Source organism: Enterococcus sp. DIV0756 (assembly GCF_051710745.1).
GTDB lineage: Bacteria > Bacillota > Bacilli > Lactobacillales > Enterococcaceae > Enterococcus_A.
In genome coordinates, this window is record NZ_JBIOLF010000002.1 from 1,060,267 (window position 1) to 1,075,963 (window position 15,697).

The 15,697-nt window shown below is 39.3% G+C and carries 16 protein-coding genes; 6 read left to right on the forward strand and 10 right to left on the reverse strand.

The features are described 5' to 3' along the window. Nucleotides 1–421: 421 nt before the first annotated feature. The 6 genes from IGI44_RS21425 to IGI44_RS21450 all read right to left on the reverse strand — a co-directional run bounded on the left by IGI44_RS21425 (nucleotide 422) and on the right by IGI44_RS21450 (nucleotide 4,124). A complete protein-coding gene (locus IGI44_RS21425; protein WP_438789941.1) occupies nucleotides 422–607 on the reverse strand; it encodes a hypothetical protein in 186 nt (61 codons plus the stop codon). Between the two features lie 145 nt (nucleotides 608–752). Next, nucleotides 753–986 (reverse strand): response regulator transcription factor, encoded by a 234-nt coding sequence (locus IGI44_RS21430; protein ID WP_438790309.1) that lies wholly within the window; start codon nucleotides 984–986, stop codon nucleotides 753–755. A 90-nt stretch (nucleotides 987–1,076) separates the two neighbouring features. After that, a complete protein-coding gene (locus IGI44_RS21435; RefSeq protein ID WP_438786459.1) occupies nucleotides 1,077–1,949 on the reverse strand; it encodes an IS3 family transposase in 873 nt (290 codons plus the stop codon). Further along, on the reverse strand, nucleotides 1,949–2,644 hold the full coding sequence (locus tag IGI44_RS21440; protein ID WP_438786461.1) for a transposase: 696 nt from the start codon (nucleotides 2,642–2,644) through the stop codon (nucleotides 1,949–1,951). Before IGI44_RS21440 ends, IGI44_RS21435 begins: the two co-directional genes overlap by 1 nt. 47 nt (nucleotides 2,645–2,691) lie before the next feature. Further along, nucleotides 2,692–3,597: a helix-turn-helix transcriptional regulator gene (locus tag IGI44_RS21445; protein ID WP_438789942.1), complete on the reverse strand. Its 906-nt coding sequence runs from the start codon at nucleotides 3,595–3,597 to the stop codon at nucleotides 2,692–2,694. 206 nt (nucleotides 3,598–3,803) lie between these two features. Further along, nucleotides 3,804–4,124, reverse strand: coding sequence for a hypothetical protein (locus tag IGI44_RS21450; protein WP_438789943.1), 321 nt, complete (start codon nucleotides 4,122–4,124; stop codon nucleotides 3,804–3,806). A 171-nt stretch (nucleotides 4,125–4,295) separates the two neighbouring features. Between IGI44_RS21450 and IGI44_RS21455 the strand changes: the two genes are divergently transcribed. Further along, a complete protein-coding gene (locus tag IGI44_RS21455; protein WP_438789944.1) occupies nucleotides 4,296–5,621 on the forward strand; it encodes a replication-associated recombination protein A in 1,326 nt (441 codons plus the stop codon). A gap of 747 nt (nucleotides 5,622–6,368) precedes the next feature. Here IGI44_RS21455 and IGI44_RS21460 read toward each other — a convergent pair. The 3 genes from IGI44_RS21460 to IGI44_RS21470 form a co-directional block, all read right to left on the reverse strand. Next, complete coding sequence (locus IGI44_RS21460; protein ID WP_438789945.1) at nucleotides 6,369–7,004, reverse strand: PepSY domain-containing protein; 636 nt, start codon at nucleotides 7,002–7,004, stop codon at nucleotides 6,369–6,371. 104 nt (nucleotides 7,005–7,108) lie between these two features. Beyond that, nucleotides 7,109–8,461, reverse strand: coding sequence for a sensor histidine kinase (locus IGI44_RS21465; protein ID WP_438789946.1), 1,353 nt, complete (start codon nucleotides 8,459–8,461; stop codon nucleotides 7,109–7,111). Next, nucleotides 8,451–9,158, reverse strand: a complete 708-nt coding sequence (locus tag IGI44_RS21470; RefSeq protein WP_438789947.1) for a response regulator — start codon at nucleotides 9,156–9,158, stop codon at nucleotides 8,451–8,453. Before IGI44_RS21470 ends, IGI44_RS21465 begins: the two co-directional genes overlap by 11 nt. Nucleotides 9,159–9,435: 277 nt before the next feature. Here IGI44_RS21470 and IGI44_RS21475 point away from each other — a divergent pair, with 277 nt between their 5' ends. Then, nucleotides 9,436–10,032 carry a DUF1989 domain-containing protein gene (locus tag IGI44_RS21475; RefSeq protein WP_438789948.1) on the forward strand — a complete coding sequence of 199 codons (597 nt, stop codon included), beginning with the start codon at nucleotides 9,436–9,438 and terminating at the stop codon, nucleotides 10,030–10,032. A gap of 413 nt (nucleotides 10,033–10,445) precedes the next feature. After that, nucleotides 10,446–11,495, forward strand: coding sequence for an ureidoglycolate dehydrogenase (gene allD, locus IGI44_RS21480; RefSeq protein WP_438789949.1), 1,050 nt, complete (start codon nucleotides 10,446–10,448; stop codon nucleotides 11,493–11,495). Nucleotides 11,496–11,570: 75 nt separating this feature from the next. On the opposite strand, the gene IGI44_RS21485 is transcribed toward allD (IGI44_RS21480), so the two are convergent. Next, a complete protein-coding gene (locus IGI44_RS21485) occupies nucleotides 11,571–12,413 on the reverse strand; it encodes an alpha/beta hydrolase (protein ID WP_438789950.1) in 843 nt (280 codons plus the stop codon). A gap of 155 nt (nucleotides 12,414–12,568) precedes the next feature. On the opposite strand from IGI44_RS21485, the gene allC reads away from it, so the two are divergent. From allC to allD (IGI44_RS21500), 3 genes are read left to right on the forward strand one after another with little or no spacing between them, the layout of a single operon-like run. Beyond that, nucleotides 12,569–13,798: an allantoate deiminase gene (gene allC / locus IGI44_RS21490; protein ID WP_438789951.1), complete on the forward strand. Its 1,230-nt coding sequence runs from the start codon at nucleotides 12,569–12,571 to the stop codon at nucleotides 13,796–13,798. Nucleotides 13,799–13,814: 16 nt separating this feature from the next. Beyond that, the gene (gene allE, locus IGI44_RS21495; RefSeq protein ID WP_438789952.1) at nucleotides 13,815–14,600 is read left to right on the forward strand and encodes a (S)-ureidoglycine aminohydrolase; all 786 of its coding nucleotides are present in this window, start codon (nucleotides 13,815–13,817) and stop codon (nucleotides 14,598–14,600) included. Nucleotides 14,601–14,621: 21 nt separating this feature from the next. Further along, the gene (gene allD / locus IGI44_RS21500; protein ID WP_438789953.1) at nucleotides 14,622–15,686 is read left to right on the forward strand and encodes an ureidoglycolate dehydrogenase; all 1,065 of its coding nucleotides are present in this window, start codon (nucleotides 14,622–14,624) and stop codon (nucleotides 15,684–15,686) included. Nucleotides 15,687–15,697 lie beyond the last annotated feature (11 nt).

Here is a 15,697-nt window from a genome sequence, read left to right on the forward strand (position 1 = left end):
TTAATCAATGATCTGTCGATTTCTTTCGAAGTTCACTGCCACAGGTGGTTTAATTGCTTTTTTACGATTTTATTTTAGAAATTCTGAGCACTGAAAATCATAATCACAATTCTTAAGCTAAATTCTACTGTAGGAAAACAAGAATTGATATTTTTCAGTAATGAGTTGAGTGAACCATTTATATTACTTAATTCAGTTGAGAGTGATGGGGTATTCTAACTTGTAAGAATAAGTATGCTGAACTATTTGAGTAGACTCAATTAGTATATTTAAGGGTTAAAAATCTAATCTATTCCACAAGACAGAATGAGGAAATTATCTTAAAATTTGAAAAAGAGAATTAGTCAGATATAGGATTTTGATAGTAACTCCAAATATTAAAAGCAGGTTTGAAATTAAACCTGCTTTATAAGTAATACACTTATTTCTTTGTGTCTCCAGTTTCATTTAAAATTGCGATAAAGAGCACGATAGGTACGATCCCAGCACTGATTATTACCGGCGATAAGATCGTTTGGGAATTACTAATAGAATTAATGACCATAATAATCGTGGAAATCACGGAAATAATGAAACAGATAATAAGTAATTTTCTTGTTTTTGACATTAAGGCGCCTCCTAAGCAACTAGTGTGTAGTTTTTTGGTAACTATAATTAAAACTTTACTATCGAAAGCGATAAAAAAACAGGACTAATATTTTCACAAAACTAGTCCTTAGGCTTCTTTTAGTGATTATAAAACGTTTTTTACATCAAAAAAAAGTATCGTCGGATAACTGATCATTTATTTCTTCTATCCATTTTGGAATTTCTTTTCGATTACTGATAGGCAATTTTTTCATCAAGTTACTGACATGATTTTTTACTGTTGACTCTGATAGGACTAATTCAGCCGCAATTCTCGCATTAGTTAGCTCATCTTGAAGAAATAAAAGCATTTCCGTTTCTCTTTTCGTGAGTTTGTACTTTTTTGAAATAGCCGATATTACTGGATTATGAAATGCACCCTGTCAAGTAGACAGCTAAAAAACAAAAATAATGCTATTCAGGAATCGAGTCCTTCGATTCCTGTTTTTTTATGCGGCTTGCTTTCTAAACTCGTTTGGCGAAAGCTCGTTCAACGCTTCGGAATAGCGATAGTTATTGTAGTAACGCATATAACTACTAACAGATTTCTTTAGTTCATCAAAATTTTGATAGCTTTCTTGATAAAATTTCTCTTCTTTAAATGTGCCCCAAAAGTGTTCGATCGGTTGATTATCCAGACAGCGACCAACTCGGGACATGCTTTTGGTGAACCTATAGTTCGTTTCGAGTGCTTTATAGTCATAAGAGGTATATTGAAACCCACGATCACTATGAAGCAGCGGTTTGACGCCAGGATTCTTGCGCATGGCTTTTTTAACAGTAGTCATGACAAGGAGGTTATTATTGGAATGATCGAGCTCCCAAGAAACGATCGAGTGATCATAAAGATCGATGATGGCACTCAAATACGCCTTTCGACCGTTACCGTATCTCAATTCAGTAATATCCGTACACCATTTTTGATTGGGCTTCTCAGCGGTAAACTTCCGGTTTAATACATTTTCTGCGACGTGTGCTTCTGTTGCTTTTACATAGGTCGGACGCTTTTTCTTGATCACTGCTTTGATCCCAAGTGCTTTCATTAAACGGTAATAACGTTTCCGAGAATAGCGCTTCTTAAGTTTTATGTTGAGTTGCATTCGAATTTGTCGATAGCCGATCGCGCCTTTCTTACTGTCGTATTTCTTTTTAATTTCTTTGGCTAGTTTTCGATTCTCAAGTTCTTTCTTGGAGGGTTTCCACTTTAACCATTTATAGTAAGAGGAGCGTGCGACCCCAGCTAATCGACAGAGTTGCGTGATTGAATAATGCTTTTCTTCATGCAATTCAGAAATGGCTTGGTAGAGTTCAACGTTTCTCACTAATGTGAGGGTCGGTTTCGCCGCTGAATCTCTTGTAACTTTTTTGCGAAGTCATTCTCCATTTCTAAATGCCTGTTTCGTGCTTCTAGTTCTTTTACTCGTAATTTCAGCCGTTCTTCTTCGGTTAAGAACTCGCTTGATCTGTTTCGTCCACGGTTATCTTTTAGTGCTTCTTCTCCGTGTTGTTGGTATTTTTTTACCCAAGAATAGACTTGTTGGTATGAAACATCATATTTTTCAATCGCTTGCGTGTAATTCAGCTCGTTAGCGATTGTATATTGAGCGATCTCGATACGCTCTTGATAGGTGGTTTTACGTCCTTTTTTCATGGTTTTGGGTACACAGCCTTTACTGGTAGATTTTGTCGGTTCCCCAGTAGTATAACGTGAAATCCAGTTTCTTAACACAGAAGTCGAAGAAATTTGAAAGAACATTGTGGCTTCTAAAACGGACATCTTCTTATTAATGACAGCCAAAACAGCGGCTTGTTTCAGTGCCTGATCATATCGTTTCCATGTGTTTGATTCTTTCAGCCCTTCTAGACCACCATCCTTATATTTGCGAATCCAATCATTTATAGTTTTCCATGAAAGGGAATGTTTCTTAGCGATACTGTTCATACTACGACGGTCATCTATTACCTCTGAAATGACATAATACTTTTCTTCTGGAGAATAAAGACTTCTCTTAGACATACAAAAACTCCCTATAAAGTAGATTTGGAATTTTTGTTTTTCCTTGTCTACTTTATAGGGAGCATATCATTAGGTTCCTCTACACCACTAATTTTATATTGAATCGATTTCATTAATAGGTCAGCGGTTTCTGCCTTCAAATGAAGCCTGCGTGTAATTTCACTTCTTGATTTTCCATCGATCAGCATCAGTGAAACTTCAATTTCTTGTTGCGTAAACCCGACAGTAGCCAACTCTTCCTTTTGATCGTGCTCACGGACAGAAGGCAATAACAGTTCATTTTTGTAAAGGAAAGTACATAACGCGTCAGACAGTGTTTTTACTTGATAGTGCTCAAAAAGTAGAAAAACCAAGATGATACAAATAATGACGGAAATGGCAGCGGAAATGATTACTGGAGCACCTAATTTTTGAAATATTTGCGGTAGCCAGAGCTCAGGAATATATAATAAAGCTGAACTGATCAGATTAGCTAGGATGCCTAATGCAGGAGTAAGCAGTGGGTGTCTTGGGCTAGCCAAAAGTTTGATTGGAATGGTCAAAATGAAAAATTCAAAATAAGTGCCGCCGATGGAATTAGTAGTTAAGATTAGAAATAAAACTATCTGATCGTGATTTGGCAAAAGAGCAAGTAAAATTCCTAAGACAAGCAGGAGAGCGGCACAAACAAAGCCAATTCGCTCATACCCTTTTTCGCTGATTAATCCATACATAAAAAAACTGGCAGCAGGAAGAATATAGCTAAGTAAAGTAAGCATTAAATTAGACGTTTCAAAGCCAATGTTTGAAGTATGGGAGTGAATGATCAATCCCATTAAATTCGTCCAAAATACTAAGACAGCCGCTACTGCTAAAATCAAATAATAGATAATTTTGGTTGAACGTATATTATTATCAACAGTGATTGATTCACTTGAAACGATGATTGTGCGACGTATACCGACCCAAGCCATAATAAGAAAAAGCGCCGGCACTAGAAAAGCAAGTTCTTTTGAAGGGCGAATAATGATCCATAAAGCAAAAAGAAGGACACAAACTGAAATAGCGGATATATATCTAGTTAATTGATTTTTCGAGTTCCCTACGTTAAATACGCCATAAACTCTCCGCAATACTAACGGTGCAACCAATATTGGGGAAAGAACGTAAAGAATGGCTCCTAGAGATGGTGGTAAGAAAGGTAGAGTAAACGTAATGAAAATGGCAGACGGTGCAGAAAAAAAGCAATGTGAGAAAGCTTTTCTACATCCCTGGAGAAGCACAGACCGAAAAAAAGGAGTGCTAGAGTAAATACAACCATATAATAGAAAGGCACTCGGCTGCCTTCACCATAAACAAATCTTTGCGACATGAAAACATCATATCCGTACATCATAAAGTATAACCAACACATGGAACCAAGCCAGCCCAACCATTCACGTCGCTTAGCTGTGCTAAAAACTGTAATCTTTCTATCTGGAATAGTGATATCATTATTCATATTTTCCCACCCTAATTTGTTTCTTCATTTTTCTTTCATTATAACAAAAAACAGACTTACTAATTGAGCGCTAGAGTTTGAATTAAGCGCGTTCTATACAAGGAATTACTTTGTAAATAAAGAATTAAAATGTTAAAATAGAACAAATGTTCGTTTTGAGGAGGGGTTTGAATGAGACAAGGTTCAATTTTTGAAAAATCCAGAGAAGAGAGCGAGCCGTTAGCAACGCGCGTTCGACCTGAAAATCTGGACGAGTTTGTCGGACAAAAGCACTTACTGGGTAAAGGAAAGTTGCTGCGGGAAATCATTGAAAATGATCGTGTCTCATCAATGATTTTTTGGGGACCGCCAGGTGTAGGCAAAACAACACTGGCTCGGATCATTGCCAATCAGACAAAATCCGAATTTATCAATTTTAGTGCAGTGACAAGTGGGATTAAAGAAATAAAAACGGTAATGAAGGATGCAGAGCATAATCGAACATTTGGAACGAAAACCATTGTCTTTGTGGATGAAATCCATCGTTTTAACAAAGCCCAGCAGGATGCTTTTTTACCTTATGTTGAAAATGGCAGTATCATTCTAATTGGAGCCACTACCGAAAATCCTTCCTTTGAAATCAACTCAGCCTTGTTGTCGCGGAGTAAGGTTTTCGTCTTAAATCAACTGGAGAGTGAGGATATTTTACAGCTTTTAAAGCAAGCAATTGATAGTCCAAGAGGTTTTCCCAAGTTAAAAATTGAACTGGACGATCGAGTGTTAGATTCTATTGCAAAATATGCCAATGGTGATGCCAGAGTAGCACTGAATACGCTAGAAATGGCTGTTCTTAACGGAGATAAAGAAGCCGATACGGTGACGTTGACGGAAGAGAAGCTGCTGGATTTGATCGAACGAAAATCTTTTCTTTATGATAAGAAAGGTGAAGAACACTACAATACGATTTCGGCACTGCATAAATCCATGCGAAACAGCGATGTGGATGCAGCGATCTATTGGCTCGCTCGAATGGTAGAATCAGGGGAAGATCCATTGTTCATCGCCAGACGATTGGTTCGTTTTGCCAGTGAAGATATTGGTTTGGCAGATATTCGATCCTTGGAATTAGCCAATACGGTTTTTCAATCCTGCCAATTTATTGGCCTGCCGGAGTGTAATGTTCATTTAACGCAAGCGGTGATTTATTTATCATTGGCGCCTAAATCAAATGCGGTAGATGCTGCGTATCAATCGGCGAAGAAAGATGTCTACGAAACTATGAACGAGCCGGTACCTTTAGTTATTCGCAATGCGCCCACGAAGCTGATGAAGGACCTGCACTATGGAGAAAACTATCAATACGCGCATTATACTGAGGATAAATTGACCTCAATGAAGACGATGCCGGCTTCGTTGGAAGGGCATCAATACTATTTGCCAACAACACAAGGAAATGAGAAGCGGTTCAAGGAGCGGAAAGAAGCAATTGATAAATGGCATGCAGAGCATGATCAGTAGTGTGAAAATAACTACTTTTATTGAAGAGATGCCATTTTTCTGATTATTTATATAGCCATACAACACTTGCGATAACGTTCGGTTTTAACTTCATTGCAAGTGTTTTTTCAATGTTTTTCCCTTACATAGGATAATGAAGAGAACCCAGTATGCTGAAAATCAATTTTTACTAATATATTTTAACAATAAAAATATCGCAAAAGAGATAATTGAGTTGTTATTGGTTTTAAAAATTTGCAGTAACTAGTGCAGGATAGGTTTTGAACCATATTTCTATCAACAATAGAAGTGATCGATAAGAATAAAATACATGATTGTTGTTTATCAATTAATATTTGGACGTTATGAAGAGTTTAGATATTTAGGAATGGAGCTTTTTAAGACTAAGTATAGAACGATCCATAGTTTATTGATAAGCGAAAGACGAAAAAACTTTACGTTCGGAAAGAAAAAATGAAGCTGACTGAACGATTGTTAAGTTATGAGATAAAATTCCTTCTTAATTTAATGGAAAGATGCAGGGAAAAAAGGAGATTAACCAAGCTTTTCTTGATTGAGCAAACAGCGCGCTGCGATCAGCAATATGGCTGTGAGTGATTCGTTTTTTGATTACGATGAGGACCATGCTTTTCAAATTTCTGGAGATCAAGCAGGCAAGACAAGTTTAGAGCGTTAATAAAATCCTAGTACTTAATCATAAAACAAGCGGATCTCTGCATCATCAATGCGCGGAGATCCGCTTGTGTATTAATCATCTTCGTCTATTTCCAAAACATTTCCAGATTGAGCGTCGATGGAGATGTCTGTTTGTTTACCATTCTTCTCGACTTTCACTTCCCAGAGGGTTTTCGAAAGTTCTCTTTCTAGTGACCATTCTACGATGTTGCCATCGACTTCTTTTTTGGCGATGGCGTTGATTTTATCTAAAGGAAGGAGGTTCTCGAAGCTAAGTTTTTCTTTGTTGCGTTCGTCTTCGCCGCGATCATCCTCATCCAGTGTTTTTTCATCTTTAGTCTGAACTTCACCAGTTTCAGAGATGTAGTATTTGTACTCTTTGTTAGCATCCATTCCTTCGATTTCATAGATGAGCTGGTTCATCCGAGAGTTAATTTCAATGCCAGTGATATCCGTATTTGGCTTTTCTTTTCTATAAACAGCGATTGCCTCTTGTAGAGATATCTGTTTGTTTGCTGTGTCCGAACTATTTTTTGTGCTGGCGGTAGTGTGGCTGCTTGATTGTGCAGAACTCTTTTCTTGGCTCATGCTCTGGCTGCTTTCCTCCTGTTGATTGCCGCTCTCTAGTTGAGCAGTGTTGTCGCTGCAGCCGGCGAAAAGTAGTAACGCCACGCTAGTAATCGCTAAAAGTAATCCTTTGTTTTTCATTTCCATCTTCCTTTCGTGTTTCTTCTTTCTATATCTATAGTATAGCGGGCTGAAGGAGATAGAAAAATAAGATGAGATGAAGTCTTCATGAAGAAGTCTTCATCTTAGTTAGGAAAGACCAGAGTAAAGCATACACCGCTCGGTTGGTGATCCGTGACAGTAATCGTACCATGGTAAAGCTCCGTTAATTGCTTCACGATGGCAAGTCCAATACCGGTTCCGGGAATTTTACTGGAACGGGAACGGTCGATGCGGTAAAAGCGTTCAAAAATCTTTTCCTTTTCACTATCTGGAATGTTTTCTCCTGTATTTGCTACTTTTAAATTGATTTCTTTTTCATTGGTAGTGAGGGAAATCGTAATTTGTCCATCATTTAGTGTATACTTCACAGCATTTTCAATCAAGTTACGAATGATCTGGTAAAATTGCTCAGGATTCCCTATAAGGTTCGCTTCTTCATCTAATTGGAGATTCAGCTTCTGGGTCATCAGTGAGGCATACTCCTCAAGAGTAGAATGGATAAGCGGAGCCAAGAAAATCTTTTGCAACTCCCCTTGCTGGTTCTCGCGGTCAAGAATCAACAGTTGATTGGTGAGCAGTTCCATTCGTTTTGATTCTTTATCAATGAAGGGCAGTGATTTTTCCACTACCTCGGGATGCTCTTTGTTCCGACGTTTGATAAGATTGACATGTCCTCGAATCGCTGCCAGCGGTGTTTTCAACTCATGGGAAGCATCCGAGATAAATTGGCGTTCCCGCTGCATCAATTGCTCCTGTTGATGAAGAAGTCGATTGAAGGATACGGCAAGGTTGCTCGCTTCTTTTGGTGAGCTGGGCTCTGACAGTCGTTCATTTACTTGCGGTCGTTGCGATAGGCTTTGGACCTCATGATTCATTTTTACCAATGGCGCACTAATTTTTTTAGCAAATCTGGCGATGAAAAAGATTCCTAGCAGTAGGATCAAAGTTGATATGCCCAGAGACCATAGGAACAAGGTCGCCAAAATCTCAAAATTGTCTTCCATGCTGGTAAGCACCGCCACACTAGTATTTTTGACATGGAATTGTTTAAAGAAATAGGGCGCATCGCCATACCATAAAACATCTGACAGAAAAGGCAGCTGCTTTAACTCTTGAAAGTTGTCATATAGCTGATAGGCTTCGCTTGAATACACCGTATTGTTTTTCTGTAGAGAAACGCGGATATAATACCTCGGATCATCTGCGGCGATGTACAGTTGCAGCGTATTTTTCCATTCTTGGTTCGTCTGTGTTTCTACTTGAGACAGGGCGTCTTCTATCGCTTCAGTTTCTTTCTTGCTGGATTGATAAAGTTGTAGGGCGGTGACACTGAGAATCAGAATATTTACTAGCAGAACCAGTCCTAACATGATCATACTGAAACGGGTGACAAGCTGATATTGCAATGTTTTCCCTTGGTCATTTTTAGTTTTCATCGGCAACCCTCAAGACATAGCCGACTCCTCGGACCGTCTGGATCAAGCGAGGATGCTGCGCGTCATCCAATTTATTCCGCAGTGCTCGAACAAAGACATCAACAGTGTTGGTCTGACCAATATAATCATAGCCCCATACCTCATTCAATAGTTCATCTCGAGTCAAAACTTCCTCTGGCTTTTTCATTAGTTCGTAAAGGAGGTCGAATTCTTTTTGTGTAAGGATTATGTCCTGTCCATCCCGTCTAACGGTTCTTTTTACCACATCCATGACTAAATCTTGATATTGAGTAATAATCGGTTCGTTTTGTAGTGACTGTATTCGTTCCTCTCGCCGAAGAATTACGCGAATCCGTGCTAACAATTCTTCAATATCAAAAGGTTTGGTAAGATAGTCGTCCACCCCAGCATCTAAGCCTGACACCTTGTCGACCACTTGGTCCTTGGCAGTCATCATCAAGATCGGTACTTGACTCCGCCGGCGAATTTTACGGGCAACGGTCAACCCATCAACTTTAGGCAGCATCCAATCTAGCAGCAACAGACTAATCTTTTCTTCATTGGCGTCAAAAAGTTCTAATGCCTTTTGTCCATCTTCAGCAATCAATACCTCATAGTTTTCATATCTTAGCTCATCAGCGATAAAGCTGATCAAACTCTCTTCGTCTTCAACAATTAGAATCACTGGTGTTTTCATTTTCTTCTCCCTAGTTGTTTTATTCGACTAAACTCCGATCTAGTCATCGGCGAAATGTAAAATTGCGGAAATATCTCTTATCTTTTAGATTAGTTGGCTTTTAGGCAGAGGTCAATTGTTTTATAATGAAGAAATTTCCATAAAGAGGAGGAGATGGATGTACCTTTCCATTAGATCAAAGAGACGGGACAACTATTTTTATTGTATAGTTAGATAATAGAATTTTTACTGTATAGAAGAGAGCGGCTTTTTTAACCAATTTAATAGGAGGATTTAAATGGAAAGGGAATTTATCGTTGAAGCGAAAAGCGGATTGACTATTGCTGTAGAAAAAGGTGAGAAAATCGAAATTATTGATTTACATGGGAAACAAGTGGTCGACTTTTTTGCGACAAACCAAGCTGCGTTTACTGAGCAGCTTTCTGCTGGTGTAACGATTGATTGCAATGAAAGCTTGAAAGTAAGCACCGGAGATTCATTGTATACAAACTTATACAACAAGATGTTCACCATCATTGAGGACGATGTGAAGGAGCACGATTTATTGCATCCCTGTTGCAGACCAGAAATGTATGAATTTTTTTACAATAATGGGGATGGGCATTCGAGTTGTTTAGTGAATATCAATGATTCGCTAGATGAGAAGTTTAACCTCAGAAAAAATGAAATTACGCCATTCAATATCTTTATGTATACCAAAATCTTACCCAACGGAAAAATTTCTGTTGAACCACCACTCTCGAAAGCCGGAGACAAGATTGTTTTAGAAGCTGAAATGGATGTGCAGCTAGCTGTTGCTGCATGCAGTGTTTCCGAAAGCAACTGTAATGGTGGAGAATGTACGCCAATCAAAATAGTCGTTTCAACAGAATAAAGCTTTCTTGTGAGCTTTTGAAGAATCTATTTAGTGGTCATTGAAGAAAGTAGATGATGTTCTGATTAGTTACTCGCTTTATGTTACTGTTTTAAGGTCAGGGTGAAGTAGGCTTAAAAATGGTGAAACAAGAATAAATAAGATAGCTGACCTTTTTAAGAGACCTATATTGCAATCGTAAGAAGGATGATAAAAGATCTATTGTAGCTCAGGAAGTTGTAATTTCTTGAGCTTTTTTGCAATTCAATTAAAGGGAGATATCAAACACTCATATAGTGAGATTAAATAGAAATCAACAATTTTTATTTAATTTTTGTATATTTTGAACAATGTCCGATTGCTAAAAAACACGTACGATAGGAATGGAAAAGCATGTTGAAAAGGCCAAAATAAAAAAAGAAAAGGTGAAAAAAATGAGATTAACAAAAACGGAATTGCATCAATTAATCAAAAATAAAATTATCAAAGCGGGACTTTCAGAAGACCAAGCAGAAATTGTCAGTGATGTACTAACGTTTGCTGATGCTAGAGGGATTCACTCTCACGGTGCGATGCGTGTAGAGTATTATTCAGAACGGATTGCTAAAGGAGGGATCACTCAGGATCCACAATTCAATTTTTCGCAAACTGGACCGAGCTGCGGGATGTTTGAAGGAGATAATGGTTCAGGATTCGTTGCGGCTGAAAAGGCCATGGATCATGCAATTGAGATCGCCAAAGAGACAGGTGTAGCCGTCGTCGGTATCCGAAATATCTCTCATAGCGGTGCTTTGGCTTACTATGTAGAAAGAGCGGCTGAAAAAGATATGGTTGCAGTATCGGTTTGTCAATCCGATCCGATGGTCGTACCATTCGGCGGAAGCGAGCCATTTTTTGGGACCAATCCGATTGCCTTTGCGGCACCAAGCAACGATGAACGAATTATTACCTTTGATATGGCAACAACTGTTCAGGCTTGGGGGAAAATTTTGCATGCTCGCTCACGCAAAGAATCGATTCCTGATACTTGGGCAGTTGATGAGCAGGGAAACCCTACGACAGATTCGACAAAGGTAAATGCTCTAGTGCCGATTGCCGGAGCAAAAGGATATGGCTTGATGATGATGGTGGATGTTTTATCTGGCGTATTACTGGGTGTTCCATTTGGGAAACACGTTTCATCAATGTATCATGATTTGTCCAAAGGAAGAGAATTGGGACAATTGCACATCGTGATCAACCCTGAATTCTTCGTTGGTCTAGATATGTTTAAGCAAACAATTTCCACAATGTTAGATGAATTAAAAGCCGTCGCACCAAGCGCCGGATTCAAAGAAGTGAATTATCCTGGTGAGCGAGGAAGAATGCGTGAGAAAAACTATGAAGAAAAAGGTATTGAAATCGTTGATGATATTTATGAATACCTAGTCAGCGATGATATTCATTACGATCGCTATGATCATAAGAATAAATTTGCAGAATAAGATAACCTCTTAAAAAAATGAGTAAAAGCTCCGATTCTACTATTGTATAGTAAAATCGAAGCTTTCTTTTTTTGATTAGCAATCTTGTTTGACCAGCCAACGAATCAGCTTCTGATAAACATTGTCGGCTATTGGATTTTTCGCTCGATCAAAATCGTGCTCATTCAAGTCGAGTTCTAATAGCGTGGAACGTTTAACTGCTTCAGATAATTGGCGCGATGCTGCTGGTGGAACATCTGGATCTTCTTTACAGTGAACGATAAATGCAGGTGGAAACTGCTTTAGTTGATCTGAGTTGAGGGATAGTTCATCTGTAATTGTTCCTAAATAATTCAACCAGTTTCCGTATTGGCGAGCAGAAAGATAAATAGGAAACCTCTTCGCTAAAACTTCATCAGTGATAGGCTGATTTTGAATCAATTGCTGAGCTTCATGAGGCGGGACTTTTGGAAAACGATTATAAAAGGAGCTTGGCAAAACAAAATCCGTATGTTCAAGTTGGTGATATCCATAAAAGCGGATTAGGCCAAGCTGCTGCTTATAATTATTATTCGTCAAGATTGACGCTAAATAGCCTCCAGCTGATCGACCAAATAGAAAGAAGTCGGAATTTAAAAGGTTTAATTTCGTTTGATAATTTTTTAAATACCACCTAATTGCTTCTTTTAAGCAGTGAATGATTTCGGTTAATGTTGTCTCAGGAGCAAGAGGATAGTCAAAAGTCAGAACATTAAACCCATTTTCAAGAAAACTATTTAAATAAAGCTCTGGCAGATCATCACGATCACCAAAGAGGAAACCGCCGCCGTGCAAATAAAGAATTGTCGCTTTTTTTGAATCGGTTCTCAGACTAGTAAAAAAAGACGCTTTTAAAGAAATCTGATCCCAAGTTTTATAAACAAATACCTGTTTACTCATATAATCCCTTCTTTCTATCTCATTATAAAAAATCATCTAAAGGGAATTCACAGTGCTTTAGCACAAATAGATATCGATTTTTGTTACTTATGAACAATGAAGTTAAAAGTATTACCGCTTACAATAAGTTTAATCAATAAAGGGAGGTTCATGGAATGACCTTAGAAAATCGTCTAGATAAAAATATCAACGCATTGTCGCAGATAGGCAGTGATCCAACAGGCGGGATGACGAGACTGCTTTACTCTGATTCTTGGCTAGAAGCTCAAAAATTTGTTGAAGGAAAAATGCAGGAAATCGGACTGGAGACTTCATTTGATGCAGTCGGAAATTTATTTGGCCGTGTGACAGGGACAAAATATCCTGAAGAAACAATTCTGTCTGGTTCCCATATCGATACCGTTGTCAATGGTGGTACGCTAGATGGTCAATTTGGCGTGATGGCTGCGTATCTTGCGATTCAGCAATTATTGGAAACCTATGGCAAACCTTTGCGTTCACTAGAAGTTATTTCGATGGCTGAAGAAGAAGGAAGTCGTTTCCCGACAGTCTTTTGGGGCAGTAAAAACTTTGTCTGTGAAGCCTCTAGAGAACAGGTGGAAGGGATCGCCGACTCTGAAGGCTTGAAATTTGTTGATGAAATGCGCCGCCAAGGCTTTGATTTTGCTGATGAAGCGAAAGCAAGACGCGAAGACATCAAAGCATTTGTTGAGATTCACATTGAACAAGGAAATGTGTTAGAAAATGAGAAATTACAAATCGGTGTTGTGAATAATATCGCCGGTCAGAAGCGCTACACCTTCGTTCTAAAGGGAGAAGCCAATCATGCCGGTACGACTCCAATGGGCTATCGCCGCGATGCGGTCTACGGTTTCTCAAAAATTTGTTCAGGAATTATTGATCGTGCATTTGCTGAGGGCGACCCGCTTGTTGTTACTTTTGGCAAGGTTGAGCCAAAGCCGAATACTGTCAATGTTGTTCCAGGCGAAGTCTTGTTCACCATGGATTGCCGCCATACGGATGCCAATGAATTGAATCGATTCACTAAAGAAGCGGAAGCATACATGAAAGAAGTAGCCAACGAGCTTGGATTAGCATTGGAAATTGATCTTTGGATGGATGAAACACCCGTTCCAATGGACAAGAGCGTCGTTGATATCGTCGAGCAAGCTGCAAAAACGAAAGAAATGAAATACAAAGTGATGCATAGCGGAGCGGGGCATGATTCGCAAGTCATCGCACCGCATTATCCGAGTGCCATGATTTTTGTGCCTAGTATCAAAGGTATCAGCCACAATCCAGCAGAAGCGACTGACTTAGCAGACCTTACTGCCGGGGTGGAAGTGCTGGCTCAAGCGCTCTATGAACTGGCGTATAAAGAGTAGGAAAGAGGAGAGAAAAATGGGTTACAAAAATAATAACATCGGCTATCTCGACGGCTTATTAGAATCAAGAGCAGTCATCAAGAAAAACAATTATGCGGTTCTTCCCCATGATGGTTTGGTGAATAATGTGATCCCAGGTTTTGAGAATTGTGATTGCTCAATCCTAGGTTCGACAAAGCTTGGAGCAAGCTTTGTGGACTACATCATGACTTTTCATAAGGATGGCAAAAATGAATTAGGCTTCGGCGGAGAAGGCATCGAGACGTTAGTTTACGTGATTGATGGCAAGCTGAAGGTGAGCGACAGCAAAGAAAGCCACACCGTAATCTCTGGCGGATATGTTTATTTACCAGCAGAGGAAAAAATGTTTTTAGCAAATGCACAAGAAGAGGACACAGATTTTTTCTTATATAAGAAACGCTATCAGCCACTAGAAGGTCATAGTGCATATAAAGTAGTAGGCAATGTCAATGAGATGGAACCGATTCAGTATGAAGGCATGAAGGATGTATTGCTTTGGGACTTTTTACCTAAGGATCTTGGTTTTGATATGAATTTCCATATCTTATCCTTTGAGCCGGGAGCTAGTCATGGCTATATCGAGACCCATTATCAAGAGCATGGTGCCTATCTGCTTTCTGGAAAGGGTATGTACAATTTGGACAATGATTGGCTGCCGGTAGAAAAGGGCGACTATATCTTTATGAGCGCCTATGTTCATCAAGCTGCCTATGCAGTCGGGCGTGAAGAGCCATTAAAATATGTCTACTCAAAAGACTGTAATCGTGACCCTGAAATCTAAGAAAAGGAAGTAGCTTTTACTATGGAAGAAACAGTGAATGTTCAACCAGCAAGATTACATGAGTTGATTCAAGAAAAATTAAGCAGAGCGGGTTTGAGGAAAGATCAGGCCAATCTTGTGGCAGAACATTTAGTTTTCGCTGATGCCTGCGGGATTCATTCTCATGGAGCAGTTCGAGTCGATTATTATGCTGAGCGGATCGCAAAAGGTGGTGTCACGCTTGATCCTGACATTATGTTTGAAAGAACGGGCGCAAGCACAGGGATCGTTCATTGTGACAATGGAGTGGGACAATACGCCGCATTGAATGCCTTAGATTATGCCATTGATATGGCAAAAGAATCCGGTGCTGCAATCGTCGGGGCAAAACGAATCAGTCATTGTGGAACGCTTTCTTACTATGTAAAGCGTGCAGCGGAGGAAAATCTAATCGCTATTTCAATGTGCCAGTCAGATCCCATGGTCGTGCCATTTGGCGGTTCAGAAAATTACTTTGGAACGAATCCAATCGCTTTTGCTATACCTAGAGAACAGGGTGCTCCAGTAGTTTTTGACATGGCGACCACGGTTCAAGCTTGGGGGAAAATTTTAGATGCTCGATCTAAAAATCAGCAAATTCCAGATAGTTGGGCAGTAGATGCCGACGGGGAACCGACTTCGAATCCTCATGCTGTTCAAGGGCTGCTGCCAGTAGCTGGTCCAAAGGGCTTCGGGCTGATGATGATGGTGGATGTCTTGTCCGGTATGTTATTGGGTCTTCCTTTTGGCAAAAATGTTTCTTCGATGTATACCGATTTAACTGAAAAAAGAAATCTTGGTCAAATCTTTATTTTGATCGATCCAAACCGTTTTACCGATCTGCCAAGTTTTAAACATAGCGTGGAGACAATGGTGGGTGAACTGCATGAGATCGCTCCGGCTGTTGGATTTAAGCAAGTCTATTATCCAGGTGAGACGAATCAAATCAATTATGAGCAATACATGAGTAAAGGCATTCCGATAGCAGAAAAAATCTTGGACTATCTGGAAAGCGACACGATACATTTCAATCAATATGGTGGAACTGGAAGTTTTGCGACTATTTAGCAGAGAGCGAG